The following is a 16351-nucleotide window of genomic DNA, read 5'->3' on the forward strand; positions in this document are numbered from 1 at the left end:
TGAAAGAAATGTATGGCTTCGGTAAATAAAGTGATTTTGTTAGGCAATCTGGGCCGCGACCCGGAGGTACGCTACATGCCCAGCGGGGACCCGATCGCCAACATCACCATCGCCACCAGCAGCCGCTACAAGAACAAAGCCGGTGAAATGGTCGACGAAACCGAATGGCACCGGGTGACTTTCTTTGGCCGCCTGGCCGAGATTGCCAGCCAATACCTGAAAAAGGGCAACCCGGTGTATGTCGAAGGGCGCATCAAAACCCGCAAATACACCGACAAGGACGGCATTGAAAAATACGCCACCGACATCATCGCCAGCGAGATGCAGTTGCTTGGTGGTCGCGAAGGCCGGGGTGCGCCTTCCGGTGACGACCAGGGCTACGGTGGTGATGACGGCAGCCATTACACGCCGCGCTCGGCTCCGCCGCCCCGCCCCAGCGCCCCGGCGGCCCGTCCCGCGCCGGCACCCGCGCCCGCGCGTCCGGCCAGCGGCTTTGACGATATGGATGACGACATTCCGTTCTAAATAGAACGTTTTGATTTTCGAAAAAAGGGCCGTGGCTTCAATGCCACGGCCCTTTTTTTGTGTGTTTTTGAAAATCACCACACAAAAAATGGCGTTCTTTTATACTCCCCACTGTATTTTTAAGGAAGCGTCATGGCAGGTACTTGTTTGTCCCGTTGGGTTGACTTCTCCTTGTGGGGGCGAGGTGCGGTGTGCGCTGTCGGACTGCTGGCGGGCGCCTCGGCCATGGCGCAAATCCAGGTTCCTGTTGTGGCGGTGCAGTTGCAGGCTGTGGGCCAAGGCTTTGAGATCGACGGCGTGGTTCAGCCGGTGAAACAAAGCACCATCTCGGCGCAGGCGGGTGGACGTTTGCTGTCGCTGGCCGTGAAGGCGGGTGACCAGGTCAAGTCCGGGCAGCTGCTGGCCACCATCAACGACAGCGAAACCCAGACCGGCGTGCAACGCAGCCAGGCGCAAGTGGCGCAGGCCGATGCCGAGTTGCGTAACGCACGCGCCAATTTCGAGCGCACGCGTGATTTGCTGAGCAAGGGTTTCATCAGCTCGGCGGCCATGGACACCGCCGAGGCACAGCTCAAGTCCGCGCAGGCGAGCCGTGATCAGGCCACAGCCGGTGCCCGCCAGGCGAGTTTGTCGCAAGGTTTCACCCGGGTGACGGCGCCGTTTGACGGCTCCGTGTTGCAAACCCTGGCCGAGGTTGGCGACCTGGCCATGCCCGGCACCCCTTTGTTGACGATTTATGCCCCCACGCCCTTGCGCGCGGTGGTGCAGATGCCGGTGTCGCGCTCAACCCTGCTGACGGCTACCAGCGTGATCGACGTCGAGGTGCCTGCTGCGGATGGTGCCAAGACCTGGATTCGCCCGGTGAACGCCAGCCCGATGCCCGGCGTCGACCCGGTGTCGCAAACCATCGAATGGCGCTTGGAACTGCCCACGGCAGCGGCGTCCCGACTGATGCCGGGCCAGCAGATTCGCGTGCGGTTCGCCGCCGCCGGGCAAAAGCAGCGGCTGGTGATTCCGGCGGCAGCCGTGTTGCGCCGGGGTGAGTTGACGGCGGTGTATGTTGCCAGCCCCAGGGGGTTTGTGCTGAAGGCGATCCGGCTCGGTGCCGACCACGGTGCGCAGGGATTTGAAGTGCTGGCTGGTCTGGATGAGAAAGACCAGGTGGCGCTGGACCCGATCAAGGCGGGCCTGAGCGGCGCCCAGGCGGCGGCTTCCGGTACGGCGGTGCAGTGACATGGGTACCCAGGCTGACGCTGAGTTGGGCATCTCGGGCCGACTGGCGAAAGCGTTCCAGCGCAACGCCATCACGCCCTTGCTGGCGCTGGTGGCCTTGCTGCTGGGCGTTTTTGCGGTGCTGGTGACACCACGCGAAGAAGAACCGCAGATCAACGTGACCATGGCCAACGTGCTGATCCCGTTCCCCGGGGCCAGCAGTGTCGACGTGCAAAACATGGTGGCCCGGCCCGCCGAGCAGGTGCTGAGCCAGATCGCCGACGTGGAACACACGTACTCGGTGGCGCGCCCGGGCATGGCGGTGATGACGGTGCAGTTCAAGGTGGGGGTGCCGCGCACCGAGGCGCTGGTGCGCCTGTACGACGTGCTCAATGCCAACCAGGACTGGTTGCCGCGCGAACTGGGCACCCTGCCGCCGATCGTCAAACCCAAAGGCATCGACGACGTGCCGGTGTTGGCCGTCACCCTGTGGAGCGATGAGGCCACGCCCGCCGTGGACCTGGAGCGCGTGGCCCACGCCATGGAAGCTGAACTCAAGCGCGTGCCGGGTACCCGTGAAGTCTCCACCCTGGGCGGCCCGGCACGTGCGGTGCATGTCTGGCTCGACCCGGTGCGCCTGCGTGAACGCGGTGTGGACGTGTTGTCGCTCAAATCGATTCTGGCAGCGGCCAATGTCAGCATGCCGTCCGGCGCGGTGATCCAGGGCGGCAGCTTGGACGGGCAAATGCTCCAGGTGGAAACCGGCGAATTTTTGCGCTCGGCCGAGGATGTCGGTGAGCTGATTGTGGGCACCAGCAAGGGCAGCCCGGTGTACCTGCGCGAAGTGGCACGCATCGAGGCCGGTGCCCAGTTGCCGCAGCGGTATGTGTGGTTCACACCCGGTGTGGCGCAAGCTGCGGTGGCGGCGTCCGGCGCAACTGCCCCGGCGGCTGGGGGGGTGTACCCGGCCCTGACCGTCACGGTCACCAAAAAGCCCGGCACCAATGCGGTCGATGTGTCCAGCGCGGTGCGGGCGCGGATCACTGAGCTGCAGAACACGGTCATCCCGGCCAATATCCAGACCAGCATCACCCGTGACTACGGTGAAACCGCCGCCGAAAAAGCCAACAAGCTGATCCAGAAGCTGGCGTTTGCCACCGGTTCGGTGATTCTGCTGGTGGGGTTTGCGCTGGGCCGACGTGAGGCGGTGATCGTGGGTGCGGCGGTGATCCTGACCCTGACCGCCACCTTGTTTGCCTCCTGGGCCTGGGGCTTCACACTGAACCGGGTGTCGCTGTTTGCGCTGATTTTCTCGATCGGCATTCTGGTGGACGACGCGATTGTGGTGGTGGAAAACATCCACCGGCACCAGCAGTTGCATCCCGATTTGAGCTTGCGCCAGATCATTCCGCAGGCGGTGGATGAGGTCGGCGGCCCGACGATCCTGGCCACCTTCACGGTGATTGCCGCGTTGCTGCCGATGGCGTTTGTCAGCGGTTTGATGGGCCCCTACATGAGCCCGATCCCGATCAACGCCAGCCTGGGCATGGCCATCTCGCTGGGGATTGCCTTCACCGTCACGCCCTGGTTGGCCTTGAAGCTGATGCGCTCACACGGCCCGGGTCATGGCGCGGATCATGGTGCCAGCTCCGGCAAAGACGCCAAATTGCAAGCCTTTTTTGCGCGGGTGTTGACGCCGTTTCTGGACAGTGCCTCCAAGCGCTGGTTGCTGTTGGCGGGCATTCTGGTGGCGCTGGCGCTGTCGGTTGGGCTGGCCCTGGTGCAGTGGGTGGTGTTGAAGATGCTGCCGTTTGACAACAAGAGCGAGTTTCAGGTGGTGGTGGACATGCCGGCGGGCACGCCGCTGGAAGAAACCGCCGCCACTCTGCACGAACTGGGTGCCTTTCTGGCGCAGCAGCCCGAGGTGCTGAACTTGCAAGCCTATGCCGGCACCGCCTCGCCGATCACCTTCAACGGGCTGGTGCGCCAGTATTACCTGCGTGCGGATGCCGAGCAGGGTGATTTGCAAGTCAATCTGGTGGACAAACACCACCGCGATGACCAAAGCCACGCGATTGCGCAGCGGCTGCGCCCGGCGCTTGAAGACATCGGCAAGCGCCACCAGGCCCGCATCAAGGTGGTGGAAGTGCCACCCGGCCCGCCCGTGATGTCACCGCTGGTGGCCGAGGTGTATGGCCCCGATGAAGCGGGCCGCCAGGCGCTGGCCGAACGCCTGGCCCAAGCTTTTGAAGCCACGCCTGACATTGTGGGTGTGGACACCTCGCTGGAAGAAAACGCGCCGCGCGCTTACCTGCGGGTACGCCGTCAGCGCGCCGAGTCGCTCGGTATCTCGGTGGCGGCGGTGGCGCAAACTGCGGCCATCGCCCTGACTGGCGCCGATGCCGCCTACCTGCACGATGGCCACACCAAGTACCCGGTGCCGGTGCGCCTGCAGTTGCCGCTGCCAGACCAGGTGGATCTGGACGCCATCCTGGCCATGCCGCTGCGTGCCGCCAACGGCCAGATGGTGCCGCTGTCTGAACTGGTGGATGTGGAGCGCGGCGTGATCGACAAACCGCTGTTCACCAAAGACCTGCAGCCGCTGAGTTATGTGTTTGGTGACATGGCGGGCAAGCTCGATTCGTCGCTGTACGGCCTGTTTGCCATCCGCGACAAGCTCCAGCAGGCCGCGCTGCCGGGCACCGGGGAAGTTGGTGAATATTGGATCAGCCAGCCGAGCGACCCGTTCCGGCAATACGCCATCAAGTGGGACGGCGAGTCGCAGATCACCTACGAGACCTTCCGCGACATGGGTGCCGCCTACGGGGTGGGCCTGATCCTGATCTACCTGCTGGTGGTGGCGCAATTCAAGAGTTACCTGACGCCGCTGGTGATCATGGCGCCGATTCCGCTGACCGTCATCGGTGTCATGCCGGGTCACGCGCTGCTGAACGCGCAGTTCACCGCCACGTCGATGATTGGCATGATTGCGCTGGCGGGCATCATCGTGCGTAACTCCATCTTGCTGGTGGACTTCATCGACTTGCAGGTGGCCCGCGGGCTGGACTTCAAGCAGGCCGTGGTGCAGTCGGCCGCAGTGCGCGCCCAGCCGATTGCGTTGACCGGCCTGGCGGCCATGATCGGCGCGTTTTTCATTCTGGACGACCCGATCTTCAACGGCCTGGCCATCTCCCTGATTTTTGGCATTTTGGTGTCTACCGTGCTCACGCTGGTGGTGATTCCTGTCCTGTATTACGCGCTGTATTGGCGCCGTATCAAGCCGCGCCCAGATGCGGCGGGTGTTTTTGAAGAGGGGTAAACAACTTTTTCCAACAGGAGACAAAAATGGCTCATATCGTCATCATGGGGGCGGGTATCGGCGGCATGCCCGCCGCGTACGAGATGCGTGAAATGCTTCCCGCAGAGCATCGCATCACCGTGGTCAACAGCACGGACTACTTCCAGTTTGTGCCCAGCAACCCCTGGGTGGCGGTGGGCTGGCGGGGCCGCGACGAGGTCACCCTGCCGATTGAGCCGTACCTGACACGCAAGAAGATCGCCTTCATCCCGAAAGCCGTGACGCACATTGACGCCGACGCCAGCCAACTCACGCTGGTCGACGGTGACATGCTGGCCTACGACTACCTGCTGATCGCCACGGGCCCCAAGTTGGCGTTTGACGAGGTGCCCGGCGCGGGCCCAGCGGCGTCCGGCGGCGGTGGCTTCACCCACTCGATCTGCCATGTGGACCACGCCCAGGCGTTTTTTGCCGAGTATGAGCAGTTTCTGAAGAACCCCGGCCCGATCGTGGTGGGCGCCATGCCCGGCGCCAGCTGTTTTGGCCCGGCCTACGAATTTGCCATGGTGCTCGACACCGATTTGCGTCGGCGCAAGTTACGCAGCAAGGTGCCGATGACCTACGTCAGCAGCGAGCCGTATGTGGGCCATCTGGGCCTGGGCGGTGTGGGCGACAGCAAATCGATGCTGGAGTCGGAGTTCCGCAACCGCGACATCAAATGGGTCACCAACGCCAAAACCACCAAGGTGGAAGAAGGCAAGATGTTTGTCACCCAGATCGACGACCAGGGCAACGTGCTCAAAGAGCATGAAATCGCTTTCAAGCTGGCGATGATGCTGCCCGCCTTCAAAGGCGTGGATGCGGTAGCCGCCGTGCCCAAGCTGTGCAACCCGCGTGGCATGGTGCTCATTGACGAATTCCAGCGCAGCAAGGCCTATCGCAACATCTTCTCGGCCGGTGTCTGTGTGGCGATTCCGCCGGTGGAGGTGACGCCCGTGCCCACCGGCTGTCCCAAGACCGGTTACATGATCGAGAGCATGATGACCGCCATCTGCCACAACATTGCCAACGAACTGGCGGGCAAACCGGTCACCGGCAAAGGCACCTGGAACGCGGTGTGTCTGGCCGACATGGGCGACACCGGCGCCGCCTTTGTGGCGCTGCCGCAGATTCCGCCGCGCAACGTGAACTGGTTCAAGAAGGGCAAGTGGGTGCACCTGGCCAAGATTGCGTATGAGAAATATTTCATGCGCAAGCTTAAAAAAGGCACCTCAGAGCCTATTTACGAGAAATACATCATGGGTTTGCTGGGCATCAACCGGCTGGACAACTGATCTTTAAAGGAGTTTTGACATGACGGTACAACGTTATATCTTGGTGTTTGCGGGCCTGTTTGTGATGCTGTCGCTGGCTTTGGGGGTGGAAGGCAGCCCGCTGTTTGTCAGCAAATGGGCGCTGGCTTTCACGGCTTTTGTCGGTGCCAACCTGTTCCAATCGGGCTTCACCAACTTCTGCCCGCTGGGCATCCTGTTGAAGAAGCTGGGTGTGCCCGAAGATCAGGTCGGCTGCGCGCGCTAGACTGGGCGTTTGCCCTCAAAATGGGTTTGTCGCCCTGTTTGAGGGCCAACAGCATCGACCTGAGAAAAGGAAATTTGTGTCATGACGGTCTTGACAAACGAAGCGGCACGCACCGATGTGCTCAACCGGCTGCGCCGGGCCGAAGGGCAAATCCGCGGCGTGCAGCGCATGATCGAGGAGGGCGAGAGCTGCCTGAAAGTCAGCCAACAGTTCTCGGCCGTGCGCAAGGCGCTGGACAGCACCTACCTGCGCATGACCATGTGTTTCATGGAGCAGGAACTCCAACAGTGCTTGTCGCCTGATCAACTGCAGGCGCAGGGTGTGGAAACCATGCTCAAGGACATGGAGAGCCTGCTAGCCCGGATGGGCTGATGGATGGCGCGCAGCTGTGGCTGTCACAAGCGGGCCACGACCCGCCATCCATGACCCCGTGCGTCAACTTGGTGTAACGACGTCAAACCAGCGTGCGTTACGCCGGGACGGTGCCGGTGATGATGCCGCCGCCCAGACACACCTCGCCGTCGTACAGCACGGCAGATTGACCCGGCGTGACCGCCCACTGTGCTTGTGGGAACGCCAGCGCAAAGCGGTCATCCATCACCCCTGCCAAAGTACACGGCGCGTCGGCCTGGCGGTAACGCGTTTTGGCAGCCAGGGCGCCGGGCGGCGGCGCTGAGCCTGCGATCCAACTGGCCTGCCCGGCATGGAGGGTGGGTGACAGCAGCCAAGGGTGATCATGCCCCTGCACCACCCACAAGGTGTTGGCGGCCATGTCCTTGCGCGCCACAAACCACGGCGCGTGGTCGCCGCCACCGCGCTGGGCGCCCTTGGTTTTGAGCCCGCCAATGCCCAGGCCCTGGCGCTGGCCCAGGGTGTAGAAGCTCAAGCCCACATGCTGGCCAATCGTCTGGCCCTTGTCGTTTTTGATCGGTCCGGGCTCTTTGGCGATGTAGCGGTTCAAAAAGTCACGGAACGGCCGCTCACCAATAAAACAGATGCCGGTGGAGTCTTTCTTCTTGGCATTGGGCAGGCCAATCTCCAGCGCGATGCGGCGCACCTCGGTCTTGAGCAGCTCACCCACCGGGAACAGCGTGTTGGCCAGTTGAGCCTGGGTCAGACGGTGCAAAAAGTAACTCTGGTCCTTGGACGGGTCCAGCCCCTTGAGCAACTCATGCAAGCCGCTGGTCGGGTTGTGCCGCACCCGGGCGTAGTGGCCGGTGGCGATTTTGTCGGCCCCCAGGCGCATGGCGTGGTCCAGAAAGGCCTTGAACTTGATCTCGGCGTTGCACAGGATGTCGGGGTTGGGCGTGCGGCCCGCGCTGTATTCGCGCAAAAAGTCGGCAAACACCCGGTCGCGGTAGTCGGCGGCAAAGTTGACATGTTCGATCTCGATGCCGATCACATCGGCCACCGCCGCCGCGTCAACAAAGTCTTCGTTGGAAGAGCAGAACTCGGAGTCGTCATCGTCCTCCCAGTTTTTCATGAAGATGCCCAGCACCTCATGGCCCTGCTGCTTGAGCAGCCACGCGGTCACAGCGGAATCCACCCCGCCGCTCAGGCCCACCACCACCCGTTGCGCTTGGATGCCGGTGCTCATGGTGTCGGGTGGCCGCTGGTCAGCGCGCTGATGCTGGCGTCGGTGTGGATCAGCGACAGCGGAAAACGCTGGCCGCGCAGATAGTCTTCCATACATTGCAAAACGAGCGGGCTGCGGTGGCGTTCGGCACTGGCACGCATTTCATCGGGCGACAACCACAGGGTGCGCACGATGCCCGTGTCCAGACGACGCCCGGTCTGCAAGGCACCCAGCGTACCGCCGAAGGCAAAGCGCAAGTAGGTCACGTCCTGCGCCTGCTGGTCTGCACTGGCCGGGCGTTGAAAGCGTGACATGTACACCCCCACCAGATAGTCCGGGGTGAACAGGTGCATGGTTTCCTCCAGGGTCTCGCGGGCGCACCCGTGCAGCAGGCTCTCGCCCTCGTCCAGGTGCCCGGCCGGGTTGTTCAGCCGCAAACCCTCCGGGGTGTGTTCTTCCACCAGCAAAAATTTGCCCTGGTGTTCAATGATTGCGGCCACGGTGGCGCTGGGTTTCCATCTGTCAGTCATGCCTGAATTATCCCGGATGCACAGGTGACGGAGCCGTCGCCAGCAGAGCTCACTTGTCCAAGTGGCAGCGTGAAGACCTCACGTAAAACTGTTGTAAGCTCAGCGGGCTGCCCAAAACGCGTGTTTTGGCTTTGCTTTTTGCAAGAAAACAAGGAGTCTTCCCATGCAAGCTGATATAGCCACTGCTGCCCAGCCGGGTCAGTCCGTGGAGTCAGGTTCCCCCGAGTCTGCGAAGTTGGCGCAGTCTATCGGTGTGCCCTGCGAAATTTTTCCAGGCGAAAAACGGGTCGCGACCGTGCCCGAGGTGGTGGCCAAGCTGATCAAGCTCGGCTTTACCGTGGCTGTCCAGTCTGGTGCGGGCGCAGCTGCCAATATCAGTGACGCCGACTACCAGGCGGTGGGCGCCAGCATCGTTGCCGACGCCGCCACGCTGTGGGCCACGTCTGACATTGTTTTCAAAGTACGCCCACCCACCACGGATGAAGTGGGCCTGCTGCGCGACGGCGGTACGCTGATCGGCTTCATCTGGCCGGCACAAAACCCGGAGTTGATGCAGCAACTCACCGCCAAAAAGGCGACTGTGCTGGCCATTGACGCACTGCCTCGCACCCTGAGCCGTGCGCAGAAGATGGATGCCTTGACGTCGCAGGCGGGCGTGGCCGGTTACCGCGCTGTGGTGGAGGCCGCCAATGCCTTTGGGCGCTTTTTCAACGGCCAGATCACTGCTGCGGGCAAAGTGCCGCCCGCCAAGGTCTTCATCGCTGGTGCCGGTGTGGCCGGGCTGGCAGCGATTGGCACCGCCGCGGGCTTGGGCGCCATCGTGCGTGCCAATGACACCCGCGCGGAAGTGGCCGACCAGGTGGTGTCGCTCGGCGGCGAATTCGTCAAGGTCGATTACGAGGAAGAAGGCTCGGGCGGCGGCGGTTACGCCAAGGTGATGAGCGAGGGCTTCCAGCAAGCCCAGCGCAAGATGTACGCCAAGCAGGCCAAAGAGGTGGACATCATCATCACCACCGCGCTGATTCCCGGCAAACCCGCGCCCAAGTTGATCACCGCCGAGATGGTGCGTTCGATGAAGCCGGGCAGTGTGATCGTCGACATGGCGGCCGAACAAGGTGGCAACTGCGAGCTGACCGAACCGGGTCAGTCCGTCGTGAAACACGGCGTGACCATCGTGGGTTACACCGACTTGGTGTCGCGTCTGGCCATGCAATCGTCCACGCTGTACGCGACCAACCTGTTCCGCTTGTCTGAGGAGTTGTGCAAGACCAAAGACGGCATCATCGATGTCAACATGGAAGACGATGCCATTCGTGGCCTGACCGTGACCAAGGACGGCAGCATCACCTGGCCAGCACCGGCGCCCAAAGTCGCTGCGGCGCCACCGGCCGCCAAACCGGCGGCGGCGCCAGCTGCCAAAAAAGGCCATGGTCACGGCGAGCCCAGTGCGCCCATGGCGGGCAGCAAGCTGGCCATCGTGTTTGGCGTGGCGGCCGCGCTGTTCTGGCTGATTGGTGCCAACGCGCCCAAGGAGTTCATGTCGCACTTCACCGTGTTTGTGCTGGCGTGTTTTGTCGGCTACATGGTCGTCTGGAACGTCAAACCGGCTTTGCACACGCCGCTGATGAGCGTGACCAACGCCATCTCCAGCATCATCGCCATCGGCGCGCTGGTGCAGATCTCGCCGATCGCGGGTGCGCTGGAACGGCCCAACAGCCTGATCACCTGGGTGGCAGCGGCGGGCATTGTGCTCACCGCGATCAATATGTTCGGTGGCTTCGCTGTGACCCAGCGCATGCTGGCCATGTTCCGCAAATAAGAAGGGAAAACCCATGTCTTCCAGTTTGGCTACGGTGGCCTACATTGGCGCCACCATTCTTTTTATCCTGAGCCTGGGCGGTTTGTCCAACCAGACCACCGCGTTACGCGGCAACCTGTACGGCATGGTCGGCATGACGCTGGCGGTGCTGGCCACTGTGTTTGGCCCGCAGGTGACGGCGGCGGGTCTGCCGTGGATCATTGGCGCCATGGTGATTGGCGGCGGTATTGGCTTGTACGCTGCGCGCACGGTGCAAATGACGCAAATGCCAGAACTGGTGGCGCTGATGCACAGCATGGTCGGTCTGGCGGCGATGTTGGTGGGTTTTGCCACCTATATCGACCCGACGGCCAGCGCCGGTTTTGAAGGTGCTGCCAAAACCATCCACGAGCTGGAAATCTACATTGGCATCTTCATCGGTGCGGTCACCTTTGCGGGCTCGGTGATCGCTTTTGGCAAGCTGTCGGGTCGGGTCAGCGGTAACCCGGTCTTGCTGCCGGGGCGCCACTGGCTCAATCTGGCCGGTCTGCTGGTGGTGATTTATTTTGGTGGTGTCTTCATGCAGGCCCACGATGTGCAGTCGGGCATGCTGCCGGTGATCGTCATGACCATCGTTGCGCTGCTGTTTGGCGTGCACATGGTGATGGCCATTGGTGGCGCCGACATGCCGGTGGTGGTATCGATGCTCAACAGCTACTCTGGCTGGGCCGCAGCGGCTACCGGCTTCATGTTGTCCAACGACTTGCTGATTGTGGTGGGCGCCCTGGTGGGCTCCAGCGGTGCGATTCTGTCGTACATCATGTGCAACGCCATGAACCGCAGCTTCATCAGTGTGATTGCCGGTGGTTTTGGCACCACCAGCGCGCCCAAGCCCGCTGCTGGCGGTGCAGCGCAACCCGTTGGTGAAGTGACGCCTGTGACGGCACTGGAAACCGCCGAGCTGTTGCGTGAGGCCAAATCCGTGATCATCGTGCCGGGTTACGGCATGGCGGTGGCGCAGGCCCAGCACACGGTGTTTGAGATCACCAAGTTCCTGCGTGAAAAAGGTGTCAACGTGCGTTTTGGCATCCACCCGGTGGCCGGGCGTATGCCGGGGCACATGAATGTGCTGCTGGCCGAGGCCAAGGTGCCCTACGACATCGTGTTCGAGATGGATGAACTCAACGAGGACTTCCCCGACACCGATGTCACCATGGTGATTGGCGCCAACGACATCGTCAACCCGAGCGCCCAGGACGACCCGAGCAGCCCGATTGCTGGTATGCCGGTGCTCGAAGTCTGGAAGGCCAAGACCTCCATCGTCATGAAACGCAGCATGGCCTCGGGCTACGCCGGTGTCGACAACCCGCTGTTCTACAAGGACAACAATCGCATGTTGTTTGGTGACGCCAAGAAGATGCTCGACGAGGTGTTGACCGCGCTCAGAGCCTGAGTCTTCAGCCCGGGATGGCCCGCTCAAGGGTCAATACAGCGATTTAGCCCCCAATTCCAGTCAGGATGGCTGGAATTGGGGGCTTTTCTCTAATTAGGGAAAACACAGCTTACACAAGCTGACGTCCCGGTGAGAATGGTTCTTTCGATAAAAATACCGGAGACCTCACCATGACCGATCGCATCTGGCTCAAAACTTATCCACCAGGTGTTCCTGCCGATATTGATGAAAGTCGTTACAGCTCCCTGGTGGAGTTGATGGAGGAAAGTTTCAAGAAAAACGCGAGTCTGAGCGCTTACAGCTTCATGGGCAAGGAGCTGAGCTATGCCCAAGTCGATGAGATGAGTCAGACCTTTGGCGCCTACCTGCAAAGCCTCGGGCTGGCGCGTGGCGACCGGGTGGCGGTGATGATGCCCAACGTGTTGCAGTACCCGATCGCGGTGGCTGCCATCCTGCGTGCCGGGTTCACGCTGGTGAATGTCAACCCGCTGTACACCCCGCGTGAGCTGGAGCACCAACTCAAGGACTCGGGCGCCAAAGCCATCGTCATTCTGGAAAACTTTGCCGCCACACTTGAAAAGTGTGTGGCCGCCACGCCGGTCAAACATGTGGTGTTGTGTGCGATGGGCGACCAACTGGGCCTGCTCAAAGGCACGTTGGTGAACTATGTGGTGCGCAATGTCAAAAAGATGGTGCCCACCTACAACCTGCCCGACGCCGTGCGCTTCAATGCAGCGATGGCGCAGGCCAGCGGTGTCGCCCTGAAAAAAGTCACCATCAAACCGGGCGATGTCGCGGTGCTGCAGTACACCGGCGGCACCACCGGGGTCTCCAAGGGTGCCGTGCTGCTGCACCGCAACCTGGTGGCCAATGTGCTGCAGGCCGACGCCTGTTTCCAGCCTGCGCTGGTGAAAGTGCCCGCTGGCGAGCAGATCAACTCGGTCTGCGCCTTGCCGCTTTACCACATCTTTGCCTTCACGGTGAACATGATGCTCTCCTTGCGCCTGGGCGGCAAACTCATCCTGATCCCCAACCCGCGCGATTTCCCGGCGGTGCTGGGTGAGCTGGCCAAACACAGCGTGCATGTGTTTCCGGCGGTCAACACCCTGTTCAACGGGCTGGCCAACCATCCCGACTTTGGCAAGGTCAACTGGAAGCGCCTGATGGTGTCGGCCGGCGGCGGCACGGCCGTGCAAAGCGCTGTGGCCAAACTCTGGTTCGAGAAAACCGGCTGCGCCATTTGCGAGGGTTACGGCTTAAGCGAAACCTCGCCGATTGCCACCTCCAACCCGGTGACGACGACCGAGTATTCCGGCTCGATCGGCGTGCCGGTGCCCAGCACCTGGCTGAAATTGCTGGACGACGAGGGCAACGACGCTGCGCCTGGCGAGCCCGGCGAGATCGCCATCAAAGGTCCGCAGGTGATGGCGGGTTATTGGCAACGCCCGGATGAAACCGCCAAAGTCATGACGCCGGATGGTTACTTCAAGTCAGGCGATATCGGCGTGATGGACGAGCACGGCTACTTCAAGATCGTGGACCGCAAGAAAGACATGATTCTGGTGAGCGGCTTCAATGTCTACCCCAACGAGGTCGAAGACGTGGTGTCGCAGATGCCTGGCGTCATGGAGTGCGCCTGCGTCGGCGTGCCTGACGACAAATCGGGCGAGGCGGTCAAGCTGGTGATCGTCAAAAAAGACCCCAACCTCACCGAGGCCCAGGTGCGGGCCTACTGCAAGGACAACATGACCGGTTACAAACACCCCAAAGTGATTGAATTCCGAACCGACTTGCCCAAAACGCCGGTAGGTAAAATTTTGCGGCGCGAGTTGCGCGGCAAATAAAGGACTTCCCTTGACAACCCTTGCTATCGTCAGTGCCCTGCTGGATGAACAAAAAGGACTTCTGGATCAACTGCAACAGCCGACCCAGCACGTGCGCGCCGGGCGCACCTTCTGGTGCGGCCAATGGGCTGGTCACGAGGTGGTGCTGGTGCTCTCCAAGGTCGGCAAAGTGGCTGCTGCCAGCACCACGGCCACGCTGATTGAGGCGTTTGGTGCCGAGCGCGTGCTGTTCACAGGGGTTGCTGGAGGCATTGGCGACGGTGTCAAGGTGGGGGATGTGGTGGTGGCCGACGCCTTTATCCAACACGACCTGGACCCCAGCCCGTTTTTTCCACGTTACGAAATTCCCTTGTACGACCGTGCCACCATGGCCTGTGATGAGACGCTGTCTGCTCTGTTATTTGAAGCGGTCAAATCTGGCTTGCCGAAGGCTGGCGATCATTTTCATCGTGACATTTTGCTGGAGGCGCCCGGCGTGCACCGTGGCCTGATCGCGAGCGGCGACCAGTTTGTGTGTGATCCGGCCGATGTGAACACCATCCGTACCGATTTGCAGGCGGCAGGTCATCAGGCGCTGGCCGTTGAGATGGAAGGCGCTGCCGTGGCCCAGGTGTGTTTTGACTACGGCATCCCGTTTGCGGCGATGCGCACCATCTCGGATCGGGCGGATGCTGATGCCCACATGGATTTTTCGGCCTTTGTGCAGCAGGTGGCCAGTCCTTATGCCTTGGCGATCGTGTCGCAGTTCATGCGAATACTTCCCAAATAAGCGCCGTTGGCCCGGCATCTTGAGGGCTGGGTCACCTGTTTCTTATTTCAGCCAGCCACGCCGTCTGAAATACAGCATCGGCCCCAGTGCGCTGGCCACCATCAGCGCCAGCGCATACGGGTAGCCCAGCGACCAGTCCAGTTCGGGCATGTACTTGAAGTTCATGCCGTACAAGCTGGCGATCAGGGTGGGTGGCAGCAGCGCCACACTGGCCACCGAGAAAATCTTGATGATCTTGTTCTGGTTGATGTTGATGAAACCGACCGTGGCGTCCATCAAGAAGTTGATCTTGTCAAACAGGAAGGCGGTGTGGGAATCGAGCGAGTCCATGTCGCGCAAAATCTGCCGCGCTTCTTCAAACTGTTCGCCGTTGAGCATCTTGCTGCGCACCATGAAACTCACCGCGCGGCGGGTGTCCATCACATTGCGGCGAATGCGACCGCTCATGTCTTCATGGCGGGCAATGGCGCCCAGCACTTCACCGGCCAGCGCGTCGGTCATGTCGCCTGACAGCACTTTTTTGCTGACCTTTTCCAGCTCGTCGTAAATTTCTTCCAGCGTGTCGGCGGAGTACTCGGCGTCGGCGTCAAACAGCTTGAGCAGCACTTCCTTGGCCTCTTCAATCAGTCCGGGTGCGCGCCGGGCCCGCATGCGCAGCAGCCGAAACACCGGCACGTCTTCGTCGTGGATGGAAAAAAGCACGCCTTTGCTTTTGAGTTCATCGTTGTCGGTGTTGAGGATGAATGCCACCCGAACGGTATGCGGTTCGTCGTCATCTGCCACCAAAAAGTCGCTACGAATGTGCAACTCGCCGTTATCTTCCTTGTAAAAGCGGGCGGATTCCTCGATGTCCTCGTCCATCGCATCTTCTGGAATTGACAGGCCGTAGTACTGCTTGATCCAACGTTTTTCTTCCGGGGTGGGGGATTCCAGATCAACCCAGATCGGCTGGAAACGTGACAACTCTTCCAGCGATTCAATCTCTTCCTGAAACAGGCGGCCGTTGACAAGGGTGAAGATATTGAGCATACGCTCACTCCCAAAATAAACAAGGCATCAAAAAAAAGGGGGGGGATGTTGGTCAGGCTTCCAACCCCGGACGCTTGTTTTGGGGTCGAAAGCTACCGACTAGGGTAGGTTTCCAAGGTGACAAATCCTGTTGTTGACAGCCTGACGATTATGGCACCGCCATGTGACCATTCACAAATTTGACCGGGTAAGTCCTGACACTGTTGCAGTGCAGCATGGAAAAATTTGCAATACCGGGGGACGAGGGGCATAGTCTGGTCAACAATTCAACTTAACCGTCCTGTCGTCAACACGGTGCTGGCGACTCTCTCAACCAAGCTGTAGGAGGCTCTTTATGAATTTGACAATCAGTGGTCACCACCTGGAAGTGACGCCAGCGTTGCGGTCCTATGTCACTAACAAGCTCGATCGCATCAAACGCCATTTCGACCAGGTCGTGGATGTCAAAGTTTTGCTCACACTAGAAAACCAGAAGGAAAAAGAGCGCAGACAGAAAGCTGAGTGCAATATTCATATCAAAGGTATCGAACTCTTTGCTGAAAGTGCCCATTCGGATCTGTATGCGGCCGTGGATGAATTGGTCGACAAGCTGGACCGCCAAGTGGTTCGCCACAAAGACCGTCTGCAATCGCATCATCACGACGCCGCCAAGCGCATGATGTAATTTAAACTTCGGCAAGCCGCCCGCTGGTGCGTGCGGCTTTTTTTTGCGTCCAATTTTTCAGGATGCATAATTTGG

The 16351-nt window shown here is 60.9% G+C and carries 14 protein-coding genes; 11 read left to right on the forward strand and 3 right to left on the reverse strand.

Going from position 1 to position 16351, the window contains the following annotated elements; all coding sequences use genetic code 11:
• The first annotated feature begins 12 nt into the window (after window positions 1-12).
• The 6 genes from ssb to LHU53_RS04190 all read left to right on the forward strand — a co-directional run bounded on the left by ssb (window position 13) and on the right by LHU53_RS04190 (window position 6985).
• Window positions 13-525: a single-stranded DNA-binding protein gene (gene ssb, locus LHU53_RS04165; protein ID WP_227330823.1), complete on the forward strand. Its 513-nt coding sequence runs from the start codon at window positions 13-15 to the stop codon at window positions 523-525.
• A 132-nt stretch (window positions 526-657) separates the two neighbouring features.
• Entirely contained in the window at window positions 658-1758 is a 1101-nt protein-coding gene (locus tag LHU53_RS04170; protein ID WP_227330824.1) for an efflux RND transporter periplasmic adaptor subunit, read from the forward strand.
• A gap of 1 nt (window position 1759) precedes the next feature.
• Window positions 1760-5056 carry an efflux RND transporter permease subunit gene (locus tag LHU53_RS04175; RefSeq protein ID WP_227330825.1) on the forward strand — a complete coding sequence of 1099 codons (3297 nt, stop codon included), beginning with the start codon at window positions 1760-1762 and terminating at the stop codon, window positions 5054-5056.
• 26 nt (window positions 5057-5082) lie between these two features.
• Window positions 5083-6369, forward strand: a complete 1287-nt coding sequence (locus LHU53_RS04180) for an NAD(P)/FAD-dependent oxidoreductase (protein ID WP_227330826.1) — start codon at window positions 5083-5085, stop codon at window positions 6367-6369.
• 19 nt (window positions 6370-6388) lie between these two features.
• Window positions 6389-6613 carry a DUF2892 domain-containing protein gene (locus LHU53_RS04185; RefSeq protein ID WP_227330827.1) on the forward strand — a complete coding sequence of 75 codons (225 nt, stop codon included), beginning with the start codon at window positions 6389-6391 and terminating at the stop codon, window positions 6611-6613.
• A gap of 81 nt (window positions 6614-6694) precedes the next feature.
• Entirely contained in the window at window positions 6695-6985 is a 291-nt protein-coding gene (locus tag LHU53_RS04190) for a metal-sensing transcriptional repressor (protein WP_227330828.1), read from the forward strand.
• 97 nt (window positions 6986-7082) lie between these two features.
• Here the strand turns inward: LHU53_RS04190 and mnmA are convergent, their stop codons facing one another.
• Both mnmA and LHU53_RS04200 read right to left on the reverse strand, forming a co-directional pair.
• Window positions 7083-8210 carry a tRNA 2-thiouridine(34) synthase MnmA gene (gene mnmA, locus LHU53_RS04195; RefSeq protein WP_227330829.1) on the reverse strand — a complete coding sequence of 376 codons (1128 nt, stop codon included), beginning with the start codon at window positions 8208-8210 and terminating at the stop codon, window positions 7083-7085.
• Complete coding sequence (locus LHU53_RS04200; protein WP_227330830.1) at window positions 8207-8719, reverse strand: NUDIX hydrolase; 513 nt, start codon at window positions 8717-8719, stop codon at window positions 8207-8209. Before LHU53_RS04200 ends, mnmA begins: the two co-directional genes overlap by 4 nt.
• 163 nt (window positions 8720-8882) lie before the next feature.
• Between LHU53_RS04200 and LHU53_RS04205 the strand changes: the two genes are divergently transcribed.
• From LHU53_RS04205 to LHU53_RS04220, 4 genes are all read left to right on the forward strand, one after another.
• Window positions 8883-10538 carry a Re/Si-specific NAD(P)(+) transhydrogenase subunit alpha gene (locus LHU53_RS04205; protein ID WP_227330831.1) on the forward strand — a complete coding sequence of 552 codons (1656 nt, stop codon included), beginning with the start codon at window positions 8883-8885 and terminating at the stop codon, window positions 10536-10538.
• 13 nt (window positions 10539-10551) lie between these two features.
• Window positions 10552-11970 (forward strand): Re/Si-specific NAD(P)(+) transhydrogenase subunit beta, encoded by a 1419-nt coding sequence (gene pntB, locus LHU53_RS04210; RefSeq protein WP_227330832.1) that lies wholly within the window; start codon window positions 10552-10554, stop codon window positions 11968-11970.
• A gap of 170 nt (window positions 11971-12140) precedes the next feature.
• Window positions 12141-13814 (forward strand): long-chain-fatty-acid--CoA ligase, encoded by a 1674-nt coding sequence (locus LHU53_RS04215; protein ID WP_227330833.1) that lies wholly within the window; start codon window positions 12141-12143, stop codon window positions 13812-13814.
• Between the two features lie 10 nt (window positions 13815-13824).
• A complete protein-coding gene (locus LHU53_RS04220) occupies window positions 13825-14583 on the forward strand; it encodes a 5'-methylthioadenosine/adenosylhomocysteine nucleosidase (protein WP_227330834.1) in 759 nt (252 codons plus the stop codon).
• Window positions 14584-14625: 42 nt separating this feature from the next.
• On the opposite strand, the gene corA is transcribed toward LHU53_RS04220, so the two are convergent.
• On the reverse strand, window positions 14626-15612 hold the full coding sequence (corA, locus tag LHU53_RS04225) for a magnesium/cobalt transporter CorA (protein ID WP_227330835.1): 987 nt from the start codon (window positions 15610-15612) through the stop codon (window positions 14626-14628).
• Window positions 15613-15946: 334 nt separating this feature from the next.
• Between corA and hpf the strand changes: the two genes are divergently transcribed.
• The gene (hpf, locus tag LHU53_RS04230) at window positions 15947-16276 is read left to right on the forward strand and encodes a ribosome hibernation-promoting factor, HPF/YfiA family (protein WP_227330836.1); all 330 of its coding nucleotides are present in this window, start codon (window positions 15947-15949) and stop codon (window positions 16274-16276) included.
• Window positions 16277-16351 lie beyond the last annotated feature (75 nt).

This window comes from Rhodoferax sp. U2-2l, assembly GCF_020594515.1.
GTDB lineage: Bacteria > Pseudomonadota > Gammaproteobacteria > Burkholderiales > Burkholderiaceae_C > Rhodoferax.

Excerpts from the sequence above, each read along its gene's own strand:
- hpf (WP_227330836.1), top strand. The coding sequence starts at position 15,947 with ATGAATTTGACAATCAGTGGTCACCACCTGGAAGTGACGCCAGCGTTG.
- LHU53_RS04170 (WP_227330824.1), top strand. The coding sequence starts at position 658 with ATGGCAGGTACTTGTTTGTCCCGTTGGGTTGACTTCTCCTTGTGGGGG.
- LHU53_RS04200 (WP_227330830.1), bottom strand. The coding sequence starts at position 8,719 with ATGACTGACAGATGGAAACCCAGCGCCACCGTGGCCGCAATCATTGAA.
- LHU53_RS04190 (WP_227330828.1), top strand. The coding sequence starts at position 6,695 with ATGACGGTCTTGACAAACGAAGCGGCACGCACCGATGTGCTCAACCGG.
- LHU53_RS04205 (WP_227330831.1), top strand. The coding sequence starts at position 8,883 with ATGCAAGCTGATATAGCCACTGCTGCCCAGCCGGGTCAGTCCGTGGAG.
- mnmA (WP_227330829.1), bottom strand. The coding sequence starts at position 8,210 with ATGAGCACCGGCATCCAAGCGCAACGGGTGGTGGTGGGCCTGAGCGGC.
- LHU53_RS04185 (WP_227330827.1), top strand. The coding sequence starts at position 6,389 with ATGACGGTACAACGTTATATCTTGGTGTTTGCGGGCCTGTTTGTGATG.
- LHU53_RS04180 (WP_227330826.1), top strand. The coding sequence starts at position 5,083 with ATGGCTCATATCGTCATCATGGGGGCGGGTATCGGCGGCATGCCCGCC.
- LHU53_RS04215 (WP_227330833.1), top strand. The coding sequence starts at position 12,141 with ATGACCGATCGCATCTGGCTCAAAACTTATCCACCAGGTGTTCCTGCC.
- LHU53_RS04175 (WP_227330825.1), top strand. The coding sequence starts at position 1,760 with ATGGGTACCCAGGCTGACGCTGAGTTGGGCATCTCGGGCCGACTGGCG.
- corA (WP_227330835.1), bottom strand. The coding sequence starts at position 15,612 with ATGCTCAATATCTTCACCCTTGTCAACGGCCGCCTGTTTCAGGAAGAG.
- pntB (WP_227330832.1), top strand. The coding sequence starts at position 10,552 with ATGTCTTCCAGTTTGGCTACGGTGGCCTACATTGGCGCCACCATTCTT.
- ssb (WP_227330823.1), top strand. The coding sequence starts at position 13 with ATGGCTTCGGTAAATAAAGTGATTTTGTTAGGCAATCTGGGCCGCGAC.